Origin of the sequence: Mucilaginibacter rubeus (assembly GCF_014643835.1) — a bacterium.
Lineage (GTDB): Bacteria > Bacteroidota > Bacteroidia > Sphingobacteriales > Sphingobacteriaceae > Mucilaginibacter > Mucilaginibacter rubeus.
Window position 1 is genome coordinate 175,433 of sequence record NZ_BMKD01000007.1, and the last position, 14,957, is coordinate 190,389.

Consider the following 14,957-nt stretch of genomic DNA (forward strand, 5'->3'; position numbering starts at 1 on the left):
ACGTGAGATTTGAGATAGCTTCGGCTCTTTCAATCGCCTGTTTAATGTCTTTTTATCAGATATATGAGGTGAAAGACATGATGTTTTAGCAAGGTTCTCTCCGCTAAAATCTCACGTCTCAAATCTCATATCTCACATCTCAAAAAATGGACATTAGAAAAGAATTACAGAAACGCATCCTGGTGATTGACGGAGCAATGGGTACCATGATTCAAAGGTACCAGCTTACCGAGAAGGATTTTCGTGGCGAGCGTTTTCGCGATCATCATAGCGACCTGCAGGGCAATAACGACCTGCTCAATATCACGCGCCCTGATATTATCAAAGCCATCCATGCCGAATATCTTGATGCCGGTGCGGATATCATTGAAACTAACACTTTCAGCACACAGGTAATTTCCCTTGCCGATTATCACCTGGAAGAACTGGCCTATGAACTAAGCTACGAAGGTGCACGCATTGCCCGCGAGGTAGCCGACGAATATACCCGGCGCAACCCTGCAAAGCCGCGTTTTGTTGCCGGTGCCATCGGCCCAACCAACCGTACTGCTTCCTTATCGCCAGACGTTAACGACCCCGGATATCGCGCCGTTACCTTTGATGACCTGGCCGAGGCCTACTATGACCAGGTACGCGGTTTGGTTGACGGAGGATCGCACCTGTTGTTGGTCGAAACTATCTTTGATACACTGAATGCAAAAGCAGCCCTCTTCGCCATAAAACGTTATGAGCTGGAATGTAAAGCTGCAGGTAAGGATTTTCCTGCTTTCAGGGATTCGGGCGGTATCATGATCTCAGGTACTATTACCGATGCTTCAGGCCGTACCCTTTCCGGGCAAACTGTCGAAGCTTTCTGGAACTCGATAAGCCATGCCAACCTGCTATCGGTAGGCCTAAACTGCGCTTTGGGTGCCCGGGAAATGCGCCCGCACCTTGCCGAACTTTCTGAAAAAGCAGGCGTATTTATTTCGGCCTATCCAAACGCCGGCTTACCCAACGAGTTTGGCCAGTACGACGAAACTCCGCATGAAACCGCTCACCAGGTTGATGATTTTATCAAAGCCGGCCTGGTTAATATTGTTGGTGGCTGCTGCGGTACCACACCCGAGCATATTAAGTGCATTGCCGATAAGGCTGCCAAATATCCGCCCCGCCCTATCCCTCAAATTGAGCCGGATATGCGCCTGAGCGGCCTGGAAGCGGTCACCATTAAACCCGAAAGCATTTTTGTAAACGTGGGCGAACGCACCAACATTACCGGTTCCCCTAAGTTTTCCAAATTGATCCTTGCCGAAGATTATGAGGCAGCTCTAAGTGTTGCCTTGCAACAGGTGGAAGGCGGCGCGCAGGTCATCGATATTAACATGGATGAGGGCATGATTGATTCGGAGGCTGTGATGGTAAAATTCCTGAACCTGGTTGCTTCTGAACCGGATATAGCCAAACTGCCTATTATGATCGACTCATCCAAATGGACAGTGATCGAGGCCGGTTTGAAATGCGTACAGGGTAAAGGTATCGTGAACTCCATCTCCCTGAAAGAGGGTGAAGAAAAGTTTAAAGAGCATGCCCGGAAAATCTTAAGCTATGGTGCTGCCACCGTAGTAATGGCCTTTGACGAAACCGGTCAGGCTGATTCATTGGAACGTCGTATCGAGATCTGCAAACGATCATATGAGATCCTGGTGAACGAAGTAGGTTTTCCGCCGCAGGATATCATTTTCGATCCGAACATCCTAACAGTTGCTACCGGCCTGGAAGAACATAATAACTACGCGGTAGATTTTATTGAGGCCACCCGCTGGATCAAGCAAAACCTGCCGCACGCTAAAGTGAGCGGCGGTGTAAGTAACATTTCGTTCTCGTTCAGGGGTAATAATACCGTGCGCGAGGCCATGCACTCGGCATTCCTGTACCATGCCATTAAAGCCGGTATGGATATGGGGATTGTAAACGCCGGCATGCTGGAGGTTTACGAGGAGATTCCGAAAAACCTTTTGGAACTTGTAGAAGATGTACTCCTTAACCGCCGCCCGGATGCTACCGAGCGCCTGGTGGAATTTGCCGACACCATCAAAAGCAAAGGAAAAGAAGTTGTACGCGACGAAGAATGGCGCAAAGGCACCGTTCAGGAGCGCCTCTCCCACTCGCTGGTAAAAGGCATTGTTGAATACCTTGACGACGATGTGGAGGAAGCCCGCCAGGCCTACAGCAAACCACTTGAGGTTATTGAAGGTCCGTTGATGGATGGTATGAACATCGTAGGCGACTTGTTCGGTGCCGGCAAGATGTTTTTACCACAAGTGGTAAAATCAGCCCGTGTGATGAAAAAGGCGGTGGCTTACCTGCTGCCTTTTATTGAGGAAGAAAAAAAGAACAACGTAAATGCTGATCAGCGCGCCAACGCCGGCAAGGTGTTAATGGCCACCGTAAAAGGCGATGTACATGATATCGGCAAAAATATAGTTGGCGTGGTGCTGGCTTGTAACAACTTTGAGGTGATTGACCTTGGGGTGATGGTGCCCGCGCAACGCATTATTGAAGAGGCTAAAAAGCAAAACGTTGATATCATTGGCTTAAGCGGATTGATCACCCCATCGCTTGATGAAATGGTGCATTTTGCCAAAGAAATGGAGCGCGAAGGATTTACCATCCCGCTAATCATTGGTGGTGCTACAACGTCGCGCATTCACGCAGCCGTAAAAGTGGCGCCGCAATACTCCGGGGCTGCCATTCACGTTTTGGACGCTTCGCGCAGCGTTACCGTTTGCAGCAATCTAATGAGCAAGGACAACCGGGATGCCTATATCCAGGGCATTAAGGATGAATATGCCAAAGCCCGTGAGGCACATGCCAACAAAAAATCGGACAAGCGTTTTGTAACTATCGAAGAAGCCCGTGCTGGTAAATTCCAGATTAGCCTGGATGGCGATGTGGCGCCGAAACCCGCATTTACAGGCACCAAAGTATTTGAGAATTTCCCGCTGGAAGAGTTGCTGCCTTATATCGACTGGACGCCATTTTTCCATACCTGGGAACTTCGCGGCAGCTATCCGAAGATCTTTGATGATAAGTTTGTAGGCGTTGAAGCCAAAAAACTATTTAACGATGCGCAGGTATTGATGAAACGTATTGTTGACGAGAAACTGTTCACTGCGAAAGGCGTGATAGGTTTCTGGCCGGCCAATGCCGTAGGTGATGATATTGAATTATATACCGATGAAAGTCGCACAACAGTTTTAAATCGCATCCATACCTTACGCCAGCAGGCCGAAAAGGTAAAGAACGATCCGTACTATGCATTGTCGGATTTTATCGCGCCAAAAGAAAGCGGTGTGCCTGATTACTTCGGCGGCTTTGCGGTAACAACCGGTTTGGGTTGTGATGAATTGGTTGCTGAGTTTGAGGCCGATCATGACGACTATAACAGCATCATGGCCAAAGCCCTTGCCGACCGCCTTGCCGAAGCCTTCGCCGAAAAAATGCACGAGTTGGTACGTAAGGAATACTGGGGCTATGCCAAAGGCGAACAGCTAAGCAATGCCGACCTTATTAAGGAAGAATACCAGGGCATCCGTCCGGCACCGGGTTATCCGGCCTGCCCGGACCATACCGAAAAAACCACCTTGTTTGAATTACTAAAAGCAGAAGACAACGCAAACATGCACCTAACCGAAAGCCTGGCCATGCTGCCGGCCGCATCGGTAAGCGGTTTCTACTTCGCACATCCGCAGGCAAGATATTTCGGCTTGGGTAAAATCAGTAAGGATCAGGTTGAGGATTATGCTATCCGTAAACAAATGCCATTGGAGGATGTGGAAAGATGGCTAGGGCCGAATATTAATTATTAGCCCCCCTGCCCCCTAAAGGGGGAGTAAGGGAAGAAACGACAAAGCGAGGGCTTGTGCGGTTCCCCTCTTGAGAGGGGTGGAGGGTGTGTTAACAAAGCGATAATAAACGCCGCATAACACACCCCTGCCAACACACAAATCCACCGCGCCCCCTCTCGAGAGGGGAACTTGAATTGTAATTATAAAACTTAAATAAAAATTCCCCCTTTAGGGGGGTTAGGGGTCAAATGAAAATACCTGAACATATAGCAAACGCCAACGGCAAAACACTTTTTTCTTTTGAACTGATCCCGCCTTTAAAGGGGCAGAGCATCCAGGGCATTTATAATGCTATTGATCCGCTGATGGAGTTTAAACCTCCGTTTATTGATGTTACTACCCTGCGCGAGGACTTTATTTACAAGCAGCACCCAAGTGGCCTGCTCGAAAAATTATCGTACCGCAAACGCCCGGGCACTATTGCCATCTGCGCGGCTATCATGAACAGGTATAAGGTTGATACCGTGCCCCACCTGCTTTGTGGCGGCTTTACCAAAGACGAAACCGAGAACGCCCTTATAGAATTAGAGTTTTTAGGTATCGAAAACGTACTGGTATTGCGTGGCGATGCGCGCCTTGGCGATTCATCATTTGTACCTACGCCTAATGGCCATTGTTATGCTACCGATTTGCTGCAGCAGGTAGTAAACCTTAACAACGGTATTTATTTGCATGAGGACCATGGCAATACAGCCAAAACAAACTTTTGTATTGGCGTAGCCGGTTATCCCGAAAAGCATTTTGAAGCCCCGAACCTTAAAACCGACTTTAAATACCTGAAGCAAAAGGTAGAAATGGGTGCACAGTTCATTGTAACCCAGATGTTTTTTGATATTGGTAAATACAAGGAGTTTGTAAACGGCTGCCGGGCCAATGGTATCAATGTGCCTATTATTCCGGGGCTGAAACCGATCACATCATCAAAACAATTGGTTACGCTGTCAAAGACATTCCATATTGATATCCCGGAAGATTTGAGTGATGCCATCCATGCCTGCGCCACCGAAAAGGATGTTAAAGAAGTAGGTATTGAATGGATGATCAATCAATGTAAAGAGTTGATTGCCTTTGGCGCGCCAGTGCTGCATTTTTATACCATGAGCAACGCCGGGCCTACTAAACGTATTGCTGAAGCGATATTTTAATCGCCGTTAAGGTCGCACACAACCTTCTCAAAGCGTCATTGCGAGGCACGAAGCAACCCCCGACTGTACAGGGCGAACTTGTATCGCTACTCTGTATATTGGGGATTGCTTCGTACCTCGCAATGACGAGAATGATTGGGTAACTGATATTTATAAAAGCAGTATTACTAAAAATAAAACGCTATTTTTATTTTAGTAATAAACTGCCTATGGATACCTTTAGTCACATCAAGGCTGTTATCAGCATTACATTGGGGCTTAGCATTACCCACCTGCTTAAAGGGGCGGCCAAGCAAATTCAGCACCCCGGCCGGGATAAACCTTATTGGGTGCATAACCTGTGGGCGCTTTACGTGTTTATATTGCTGCTGCACTTTTGGTGGTGGGAGATTAGCCTGCACGAAATAAAGCACTGGCTTTTTGCCGAGTACTTTTTCATCATTATCTACATTGTTACTTATTACAGCGTCTGTGCATTGCTCTATCCTGATGATTTAAAAGACTATCAGGACTACAAAGACTACTTTTACTCACGCCGGAAATGGATCTTCAGCATTTTGGGGGCCAGCTATCTGCTTGATATCATAGATACCGAAATAAAGGGGCCAAGCTATGTACATCACTATAACATCGAGTACCCAATCCGCAATATCAGTCATTTTATATTATGTATGATAGCCATTAAAGTAGAGAACCGCAACTTTCACGCGGCATTGGTGATCGTGTTCCTTTTGTACGAGGCCTCGTACATCCTGAGATTATTTTAACGGTTAAAATGAGAGGGCGCCGACATGCAACGGCACCCTCTTCCCCCGTTCACATGCAGGTTACTTGCAAAAGATAACCTGGTTCGTTTTTCCCCAGTCGTTACTTTCGCCGGTGGTTAATTTGCGATAGGTTGTCAGGGTTAGGCTATAGGCGCAAGAGGGCCATGCGCTAAAAGGAGGAGTTAAAACAAATGGTGACGGCGAGGCCATGTCAAATTTCTTAGCGTCTCCGCGCGGAGTTGTGCCACTGGGCAGACCGCTGACCGTACCCGTAGCGTTTGACCATACACCCAGCGACCAGCTGGCAATCAGTTCATGATCAACTGTGTAATCGGCATGGGCGGTTCCGCTTACCGGAGTGCAGCCGCTGCCTCCGCCGGCAAAAAGCTCTTCCAGTTTAAGCAAGCTTACTTCGTTCCAGTTATTCACATAGATTTTGCCAATAAGCGATTGGGTGTTGAGATTTGGCGAAGCGGCATTAGCCGGATCGTCAGTAGTTTGAAATTGGATGTATAACATTCTGCCATTTTTCTGATCTGCCACAGGCACAGCTAAACCAGGCGTTAACCCGGCGCTGGCATCGCCGCCTCCAATAATGGTAGTAGTGTTTAAATAAAACAGCGATCCATAAAAACCATTATCCAATGCAGGCTGATCAACACGTACCCAGCCATTGGCGTCAGGGTGCAGCACATGATCCGGGATCGGATTAGGATAATTATCTGCAGGAACGCTATCGGGCACAGAAGCAGGTTTATTGATATCGATCACTACATCCTGAAAGGCAGTTGTACCATTCCAGGTGATTTGCCGGGTGGCAACTTTTAAGGCTGTAGCTTCCATCTGGGCGGTAGTTACCGGGCTGAAGTTCAAGTTATCGGTAGAAAACAAAAAGCGGTAATAAAGTGGGCTGGCCGGCGCGGTGGGCACTTTCTTGGTGGCGTAGCCCCCCAGCTTAACCGAACCAAAGAAACCGTATCCTGTGCCGCCCGCTCCAAATTTGCTCATAAGGGTTTTACCGCTGCCATCAATATCAGATGTAATGCTGAAATTCCCAACCGCGGTAAACCATGGTATATCGCTGGTAATGATGCCGCCGCCTTTAATGCACAGTTTTACGCAGAAACAGTTGTTGGCATTATGCCTGTCGTTCTGGCGGCCCCGGGTACGGTCTTCGGCCAGCAGTACAGTGCCAGATGAACTTTCAACCCTGAAATAATAGTCCGGACCGGCAGGCCATTCTACATTGAGCCATGGTAATAAGGTTTTTCTAAAATTGTCGCCGGGGTATACAATAGTGAATTTACCGCTGTTATCGGTATATGCGTTGCCCAAATAGTCGTCCTGCAGCAGGTCTACATCATAGGCAAAAACCTTAACGCCGGGGATAGGCTTTTGGGTTTCACAATCGTTTACATAACCGCAAACTACCCATATGTCTAACAGGGTAAGGATCCGGCAAAACCATTTAGAATCTATTTTATAATCAAATCTTGCATATTGAGCATTCTCCTGGCTGCTTTTATACAAGGGTTGCAGTGTGGTAATATGGAATTGCAACACCGGGCCTTTTTTAGGCAGGGGAATTTTGAAAGGCACATTGCCGCAATACCAGTCTACATCAATGCTGCCGCCTTCATAGCCGGATTTACCTCCGTCAATTTCGATAGTAAAATCGCCATTCTCCTGCACATCGGCCTGGGTAATGAACAGCCGCTCTTTTGCTTTCAGTTCATCATCATTTACCTGGTGAAATGTTTGTTTGGGATCGGCTACAGCAAGCCGGGTTTCATTTTGCTGATCGGACGGGCGATAAACTTTTACCGATGTACCCGCAACGGGCAGTTCGCAGTCTGAACATAATAAACCGCGAAGGTTCCCTTTAATAATGTAGTTCATAAGTTTTTGATTAGTATTTGTACCGGCTTACTCTTTAAACTGGATTTTCAGCATACTCCACCGCAAGCAGGCTGATGTCCAGCTCATTTGCTGTGTCAAAGTTTGGGCAAAACGGGTGCGCAATCAACGTTGCCAGTACGCTATTGTAGCCTGTAGTGGTACGCGATATTAAAACGTATCATCAACATGAACTAAACGTAGAATTACGTTTTAAGGGAAATTTCGGTATAAAAAAGAAAGCGCCTTTCCGGGCAGGAAAGACGCTTTGCAATCACATTTTAGGTTGTTATTGATACAGATACGTTTCAGTAAGGTGCTGCATAGCTTCCTGAAACAGAACAAAAGCAGTTTCCTCATCATTTTGGGTTATCGCGTTAAGCGAAGTAGCAATATATTTATCGTACAGGCCTTTAAATATTGCTCCTTGGTTTGGTGTTTTGTCAATAGCTTCCAGCAGCGATGCAGAAATGGTGTAATATTTCTCAACTTCCACACCACTAAACTTATCGGTTAGTATTTTATCGCGGAACGCGCGCAGTGTATTTAACTGGCCTTCTGCTTCTGTGCCTAACATGGCAGTTGTAATACGGGTAAGGGCGCATGGATCATTTGATGTGGTGACTGCCGGACAACCGGATGTACCTGGACATGGCATAGCCTGCTCTGTGTACATTTTGACACCGTTGGCTGGCTGTATAACAGGCTTATACAGCAAATTCTCTTCTATAAGATAGCCAAAGTGATATATAAATTGATCACAATCAACAGCATCAAGCGTTTCAATCAGACGTACCCGGCCAAGAAACGATCCGCGATTAATCTGGGTATAAGCCATGACAGGATCAAGTTTCTTATAATTTAATACATGATTAAATAATACCTGCCATGTCCTTTCTAATGAAATAACTTCACCAGTGTTAGTCATAAAACCATGCTGGTTGATAATAGAGTTAGGCAAGCTGGCTGTTATTGTGTAATTACAGGGGATCAGTACCAGCATTCTTGATGATGGATCATTGGCATCTTCAAGGCCGTTCATAAACTTGATACCGGATACGTTTTCGCCGCTTAAAACAGTTTCAACAGCTGAGCGGCTAAGCATTACCGACTTAACTTCTGTAGGGAACTTCTGATGAAAATTTTCGGTTAATTCTAAGTAGAAGCTTTCGCTGATGAACTCGCCTACCTGATCAGGGCTGATCTGTGTAATTAGCATTTCTTGTTTCATAAAATTGAGGTTAAGGTTTTTGTGATATTATTATCAAAAGCAATTTAATAAACAATATCCATATTTAGATATTATATTAAAAACTTTTTTGCATCCTGAGAAACAGGATTATTTAAGCGCAAAAGACCTATATAACCAGCAATTTCATGCCACGTAAGATTACAGTTTCTGATACGTAAAAATACGTATAATACGCGGGTAATAAAACGCATCTAATTTGTAATCAACTAACAACCAACAATATAAAACCAAATCAAAAACCTATCATAACCTATATGGCGGGGCATCTCATTGAAAGAGATACTTATTAGTATTAGTTTTATACAAAAAAAAACCTACACGCTATTATTTTTATGGAAACACGAGAAAAAAGACCATTATCACCCATTACCGGCCAGGAAGGCGCACCAATTGAACTCAACAAAGCAGCAAACTGGACCCAAAATTATCGCCAACGGCATCCTAATGATACAATATCACATTTTTTTGGCAGGGAAATTCTTAATAATTTATTGACCTTAGAAGGAAGCAAAGGCATTAGAATATATTATGCAAATGATACCCGGTTAAACGGATGGCAAAAGCTTTGTGTTTCGTTAAGTAACTTCATATTAAAAGTATTCGGAAACATAAATGGAGAGAAACACCTTATCATTAGTGCAGTTAATGAACTTGGAGATGATCTTCTTCCAGATACAAATCTTAATCTTCTTTCCCAAGAAGTCAATACTACATTCAAAAGCTATTCATTAACTACATCAAACGGAGATCAAAGCAACTTTATCGGTGATCAATCTTATCCATGCCCTGGCTCAACGGGTTGCCCCAAAAACGTATTAACAAGCGACTAATAATGTAAGTTTATTTGGACATGCCAATTGATCTAATATTTGTATTGATTTCAGGTGCATCAGGTTTTTTTCCTGTATTTGCCGGCTTATATAACTATAAATTATTAGATCATATCTTAAAAATTGTATTTGTATTCTTCATCATCTCATCAGTTTTTGACCCGATAATGTGGATATTAACACAAACGGGATCAAAGAACAATATGCCGGTTATCCATGTCAATGTTGTAGTTACTTTGTTTTTTTTTACTATAATTTATTGTAGACTTTTTTTAACACTCATCCTAAAGCGAATCACAATAATATTTTCCATTATAACATTTACAATAATGATGGTTTATGATAGGAACTTTTACGAATACCCCTCAGAATCAAATACTGCTCTAAGCATTTTGCTTATTATACTTTCATTGATTTATTTTTATCAGTTACTAAACCCTCTGACATTTATAAATATTGAAAAGCAAAGCCTTTTTTGGATAAATGCAGGCGTATTGTTTTATTCAGCAGTTAACATATTCCTTTTTATGATATTCACCCAAATTCCTCCTGAAGATCAACATAATTATTATATAATCAATAGTATTTCTAATATCATCGCCAACGTATTATATTCGATAGGTTTACTTTGTAAACCACAAAAAACATTATAAATTTAGGTTGGTATATATAATAAGCATGTACGACAGCCCTATTTTACAAATATCCCAAAACGGGTTAATTCCAGTGCTTATCATCGGGACACTCGTGGTTGTTGTGCTGATTATTTTTTTATTTTTCTTCGTAATTATTTACCAGCGAAGGATGCTAAAAAACCAGGCGGAGCTACGCGCCATGCATGATGCACGGCAAACAGATTTAATGAACGCTGTTTTTGAAACCCAGGAAAGTGAACGCAGGCGGCTGGCCGAAGACCTGCACGACAGCGTAGGCCAGGTGCTTTCGGCAATCAAGCTTAACCTGCACCGGCTGGACAAAAATTGCGTGAGCGAGGTAAGCCAGCCCCTGCTAATAGACACCCGTAAACTGGCCGATGAGTGCATCCAGGAGATCAGGAACATTATACAAAATGTGCTGCCCCCTATACTTACCGACTATGGACTACTGATTGCCGTCGAGGCGCTGTGTACCAAGGTGGAAAACAACACCCATATCAAAGTTAATTTCACTAAAAATTTTGCCGATAAGCGCTTCTCTAATGAAATTGAACTGGCATTGTACCGCATAGCCCAGGAGTTGTTTGGTAATGCTATCAAACACTCGGAAGCTACGGTGATAAACCTTAATATGGCCTTACAAGCCGGTTACCTCATTATGGAGTTTAAGGATAACGGCAAAGGCTTTAATATGGGCGATGTTAAGCAGGGCTTTGGTCTTAAAAATTTACAAAGCCGCGTGCAACTCATTAATGGCGAAATAAATACGTACAGCAAACCGCTTAGCGGGGCAATCACTATCATTAAATTAAAAGTAGCATAGTTAAAATCAATAGTTTATATTTATTGATAATTTCAATCTTGTTAACAACCTATGGGGCCAATTAAATTAGGTATAGTAGACGACCATAAAATTTTCAGAAATGGTTTAAAAGCTACCCTTGAAGATTGCGGAGGTTTTGAGCTGGTACTCGAGGCTTCGAACGGCAAAGAGCTGATAGGCTTATTGACCGACAAAACCCCCGATGTTATATTGATGGATATTAAAATGCCCGAAATGGACGGCATCCAAACCGCCACCTATGTCCATCAGCATTTTAAGGATATTAAGATCCTTGCGTTATCCATGTTTAATGAAGACAAATACATTGTGGATATGATGAAGGCCGGAGCATCGGGCTACCTGCTTAAAAATGCCGAACCGGAAGAGATCATCGAAGCTGTATCAACCGTTTATAACAAAGGTTTTTATTTTAATGAACATCTCTCTATAACGCTCATCAAGCAGCTAGTAGGCAACGATCATGCCGATAATATTCCCAATAACAAAACCGACCTTAACGAGCGCGAAATTGAAGTGCTTAAACTGGTTTGCCAGGAATGCTCCAATCAGGAAATAGCTGATAAAATTTTCCTGAGTGTGCGCACAGTTGAAGGTTACCGCGCAAGGCTGTTCGAAAAAACCGGGTCGAAAAATTTAGTAGGGTTGGTTATTTACGCTATTAAGCGTGGTATTATTAACGTCACGTAACCATTGGTACGAAGCTATAGAAAAGGGAACTTTCCGACTTTCGGACTTCCGACGTTGGACTTAGTAACAACTACGCTGATAACTTTTTATCGCCGGCCAGGTTGCGCATAAATCTTTTGCGGTAGTTAAGCGGACTCAGGTTCATTTTGGCTTTAAACATTTTATAAAAGTGCGATACATCGCCAAAGCCGCTCTCATAGGAGATCTCTGAAATAGGCTTATCTGTTTGCACCAGTTGCTGTATGGCATAATTAAGGCGATACTCAATTATAGTTTCCATGAATGTTTTGCGGGTAACTTTTTTAAAGTATTTGCAAAAAGCGTTCGGGGTCATATTGGCAATACCGGCCGCTTTATCTAATGATACATGTTTTCTGAAATTTTCAACCAGGTAAGCAAATACCGGGTTAATACGCTCACGCTCGGTATTTGAGCGCTCGCCAATAATGCGGTTCTGATCGAGCAGCACGTACTCTTCTGATGAAGCCATACGGTGCAGGATCTCGAGCAAACCTATCAGCATCCTGAAATTGCTTTTCTCTTCAACCAGGCTAAGCAGCAGTTTGTTAACCTCGGCACGCGTTTCGCCATAAAATGACACTCCGCAACCGCTTTGCTGAAAAAGTTTTTTGATGAGCTGAAGCTCAAATTTGTTAAAAAACTCCTCGCCCAAAAAAGCATCATTAAACTGGATCACCACCGCGCTTGCCTCGCGAAGCACTGTTTCATTGGGTTCAAGTTTCCAACAATGCGGCAGGTTAGAACCAAGCAACACCAGATCGCCGGACGCAAAATCTTCCATGTGGCTGCCAACATAGCGTTTGCCGGTGCCGCTGATGATACACGTTAATTCATATTCTTCATGAAAATGATAAGGGGCATCAAATGCCAGCTTATCAAATTTCCGTACCAGAAATGACTGCGTATTTGTAGGTTGAAGAACTTCGTACGACGCTTTTATCATTGCATATTTTAACGTAAATAAAATTCTAATTCAAATTACGGATAAAATCATCCATAAATGTACCATTCATTTCATTTTTTTTCAACTAAAGTTAACCTTACTTTGAAATATAAACCTAAAAACTATGGATACACAGATCGCTCATTTACCGTCACTTGATAATTTTATAAAACTATCCAACCACAATATTAATGAATTTCGTGAAAAAGGCCATACCCTTGTACACGAAGTGCTTACAAAAGATGAAATTGCTGCCTATCGCCCCGTAATTGTTGGCGCGGCCGACAGGTACAACACCGAAAAGCGCAAACTGGAAGAGCGCGACACTTATGGTAAAGCCTTTTTGCAGATCATGAACCTTTGGCAGGTTGATGAAGATGTTAAAACCTTTGTAATGGCCAAACGCCTGGCCAAAATTGCCGCCGACCTCATGGGGGTTGAAAATGTACGTATCTATCACGACCAGGCACTCTTTAAAGAACCCGGCGGCGGCCCTACCCCATGGCACCAGGACCAGTATTACTGGCCCATCGATACCAACAATACGGTAACCCTTTGGATGCCCCTGGTTGATATTGATGTAAACATGGGTATGCTGACTTTTGCCTCGGGTTCATACGTTAATGGCGCTGTATTTAACCATGAAATTTCTGACGAATCGGAATCGGCGTTTGACAATTATGTGAAAGAGAAAGGATTTGAAATAACCCGCGCCCAAACCATGAAGGCCGGCGATGCAACCTGGCACCGGGGCTTCACTATTCACAATGCTCCCGGCAATAACTCAGACAAAATGCGCGAGATCATGACCATCATTTATGTAGCCGATGGTGCACGCGTTACCCCTTACAAAAACGAATGGCAAAAAAATGATCACCATAAATGGCTGATGGGTAAACCAATCGGGGATCTGATTGATTCGGAGTTGAACCCGAAAGTGCTCTGACCCCCTCTAAATCTCCCCAAAGGGGGAGACTTTAAAATAGCTGTTAAAAGCCCTCTCCTTTGGAGAGGGTTGGGTGAGGTCACGCCGCTACCCAAACCGCATCGATAAACCATTTTTTGGTATCAAAAAACTGACCTATCGGTTGAAAGCCTGTGTTTATGGCTATCTGATCGGTTTGCATAAGGGTGAACTTTTGGGAGATCTCCATGTAGATGTATTCATCCTTCTTGAAATCTATTTTTTCGTTGCCGATGCTTACCTGCTGATCTTGCAAACTGATGAGGTAGCTTTTGCACGCCCCGGTTTCAGGATCGTAGGTTGGATAATGTTCAAACTTGCTTATATCAAAATTAGCATGCAGCTCGCGGTTAATGCGGCGTAACAGGTTGAGATTAAACTCGCGGGTAATACCATCTTTGTCATTATAAGCAGCAAGGATAACTCGCGGGTCCTTCTTCAGGTCCATGCCAATTAACACCATATCCCCTTCTGATAGGTTATTCCTTAGCTCACCGCAAAACTCTATGGCCCCATCAAGTGGCATATTGCCAATGTTTGAACCTAAAAACAGCACCACTTTACGCCTTGGCGAAATAGCGGCGGCCTTTTTCAGCATCTCAAAATATTCGCCATTTAGTCCGGTGATCTTTAAGCCGGGCAAAGTTACGGGCAGGGTTATATTGAGATATGATATTACATTATCTGAGATATCAATAGGCAAATAAGTAAAATCAGCTTTTTTATCCAGCAGATATTTAAGCAGGTAAGAGGATTTTGTGGCATCACCAGCACCAAGTTCTATCAGGTCAAAAGCATCTCCATCGGCAATCAGCGCATCGCAGATTTCAGCGGTTTTTTCTGAAAATATCTCCAGTTCGCAGTTAGTCGGATAGTATTCAGGGCAGTTCATGAGCTCCTGGAACAGCTTATCGCCATTTGCATCATAAAAATACTTTGAATTGAGGTGCTTTGGCTCCGCCTGCAGCCCTGCTACAACGTCGGCATAAAACTGCCTGTTTTCGGCACTTATGTCACAATTTACGGCTGTGGGTGTAAAGGCTTGGTTCATAGATGTGGTGA

At 44.0% G+C, this 14,957-nt stretch carries 11 protein-coding genes; 7 read left to right on the forward strand and 4 right to left on the reverse strand.

The window, feature by feature from the left end; translation table 11 throughout:
* The first annotated feature begins 146 nt into the window (after window positions 1-146).
* The 3 genes from metH to IEX80_RS21625 all read left to right on the forward strand — a co-directional run bounded on the left by metH (window position 147) and on the right by IEX80_RS21625 (window position 5,802).
* A complete protein-coding gene (gene metH / locus IEX80_RS21615; RefSeq protein WP_188834110.1) occupies window positions 147-3,851 on the forward strand; it encodes a methionine synthase in 3,705 nt (1,234 codons plus the stop codon).
* 227 nt (window positions 3,852-4,078) lie between these two features.
* Complete coding sequence (locus IEX80_RS21620) at window positions 4,079-5,035, forward strand: methylenetetrahydrofolate reductase (protein WP_091173421.1); 957 nt, start codon at window positions 4,079-4,081, stop codon at window positions 5,033-5,035.
* A gap of 209 nt (window positions 5,036-5,244) precedes the next feature.
* Window positions 5,245-5,802: a hypothetical protein gene (locus IEX80_RS21625; protein WP_090533691.1), complete on the forward strand. Its 558-nt coding sequence runs from the start codon at window positions 5,245-5,247 to the stop codon at window positions 5,800-5,802.
* 60 nt (window positions 5,803-5,862) lie between these two features.
* Here the strand turns inward: IEX80_RS21625 and IEX80_RS21630 are convergent, their stop codons facing one another.
* On the reverse strand, window positions 5,863-7,701 hold the full coding sequence (locus tag IEX80_RS21630; RefSeq protein ID WP_188834111.1) for a hypothetical protein: 1,839 nt from the start codon (window positions 7,699-7,701) through the stop codon (window positions 5,863-5,865).
* Between the two features lie 286 nt (window positions 7,702-7,987).
* Window positions 7,988-8,929: a hypothetical protein gene (locus IEX80_RS21635; RefSeq protein ID WP_188834112.1), complete on the reverse strand. Its 942-nt coding sequence runs from the start codon at window positions 8,927-8,929 to the stop codon at window positions 7,988-7,990.
* 353 nt (window positions 8,930-9,282) lie between these two features.
* Here IEX80_RS21635 and IEX80_RS21640 point away from each other — a divergent pair, with 353 nt between their 5' ends.
* The 3 genes from IEX80_RS21640 (at window position 9,283) to IEX80_RS21650 (ending at window position 11,967) form a co-directional block, all read left to right on the forward strand.
* A complete protein-coding gene (locus IEX80_RS21640) occupies window positions 9,283-9,780 on the forward strand; it encodes a hypothetical protein (protein WP_188834113.1) in 498 nt (165 codons plus the stop codon).
* An 804-nt stretch (window positions 9,781-10,584) separates the two neighbouring features.
* Window positions 10,585-11,259 carry a sensor histidine kinase gene (locus IEX80_RS21645; RefSeq protein WP_188834114.1) on the forward strand — a complete coding sequence of 225 codons (675 nt, stop codon included), beginning with the start codon at window positions 10,585-10,587 and terminating at the stop codon, window positions 11,257-11,259.
* Window positions 11,260-11,310: 51 nt separating this feature from the next.
* Complete coding sequence (locus IEX80_RS21650) at window positions 11,311-11,967, forward strand: response regulator transcription factor (protein WP_091173398.1); 657 nt, start codon at window positions 11,311-11,313, stop codon at window positions 11,965-11,967.
* Window positions 11,968-12,037: 70 nt separating this feature from the next.
* On the opposite strand, the gene IEX80_RS21655 is transcribed toward IEX80_RS21650, so the two are convergent.
* Entirely contained in the window at window positions 12,038-12,931 is an 894-nt protein-coding gene (locus IEX80_RS21655; RefSeq protein WP_090533677.1) for an AraC family transcriptional regulator, read from the reverse strand.
* Window positions 12,932-13,055: 124 nt separating this feature from the next.
* On the opposite strand from IEX80_RS21655, the gene IEX80_RS21660 reads away from it, so the two are divergent.
* On the forward strand, window positions 13,056-13,877 hold the full coding sequence (locus IEX80_RS21660) for a phytanoyl-CoA dioxygenase family protein (RefSeq protein ID WP_188834115.1): 822 nt from the start codon (window positions 13,056-13,058) through the stop codon (window positions 13,875-13,877).
* A gap of 79 nt (window positions 13,878-13,956) precedes the next feature.
* Here IEX80_RS21660 and IEX80_RS21665 read toward each other — a convergent pair whose 3' ends face one another.
* Window positions 13,957-14,946, reverse strand: coding sequence for an L-histidine N(alpha)-methyltransferase (locus IEX80_RS21665; protein WP_188834116.1), 990 nt, complete (start codon window positions 14,944-14,946; stop codon window positions 13,957-13,959).
* Window positions 14,947-14,957 lie beyond the last annotated feature (11 nt).

What these genes read in the sequence shown, in the direction of transcription:
- metH (WP_188834110.1), top strand. Translation starts at nt 147, where the DNA reads ATGGACATTAGAAAAGAATTACAGAAACGCATCCTGGTGATTGACGGA.
- IEX80_RS21620 (WP_091173421.1), top strand. Translation starts at nt 4,079, where the DNA reads ATGAAAATACCTGAACATATAGCAAACGCCAACGGCAAAACACTTTTT.
- IEX80_RS21625 (WP_090533691.1), top strand. Translation starts at nt 5,245, where the DNA reads ATGGATACCTTTAGTCACATCAAGGCTGTTATCAGCATTACATTGGGG.
- IEX80_RS21630 (WP_188834111.1), bottom strand. Translation starts at nt 7,701, where the DNA reads ATGAACTACATTATTAAAGGGAACCTTCGCGGTTTATTATGTTCAGAC.
- IEX80_RS21635 (WP_188834112.1), bottom strand. Translation starts at nt 8,929, where the DNA reads ATGAAACAAGAAATGCTAATTACACAGATCAGCCCTGATCAGGTAGGC.
- IEX80_RS21640 (WP_188834113.1), top strand. Translation starts at nt 9,283, where the DNA reads ATGGAAACACGAGAAAAAAGACCATTATCACCCATTACCGGCCAGGAA.
- IEX80_RS21645 (WP_188834114.1), top strand. Translation starts at nt 10,585, where the DNA reads ATGCTAAAAAACCAGGCGGAGCTACGCGCCATGCATGATGCACGGCAA.
- IEX80_RS21650 (WP_091173398.1), top strand. Translation starts at nt 11,311, where the DNA reads ATGGGGCCAATTAAATTAGGTATAGTAGACGACCATAAAATTTTCAGA.
- IEX80_RS21655 (WP_090533677.1), bottom strand. Translation starts at nt 12,931, where the DNA reads ATGATAAAAGCGTCGTACGAAGTTCTTCAACCTACAAATACGCAGTCA.
- IEX80_RS21660 (WP_188834115.1), top strand. Translation starts at nt 13,056, where the DNA reads ATGGATACACAGATCGCTCATTTACCGTCACTTGATAATTTTATAAAA.
- IEX80_RS21665 (WP_188834116.1), bottom strand. Translation starts at nt 14,946, where the DNA reads ATGAACCAAGCCTTTACACCCACAGCCGTAAATTGTGACATAAGTGCC.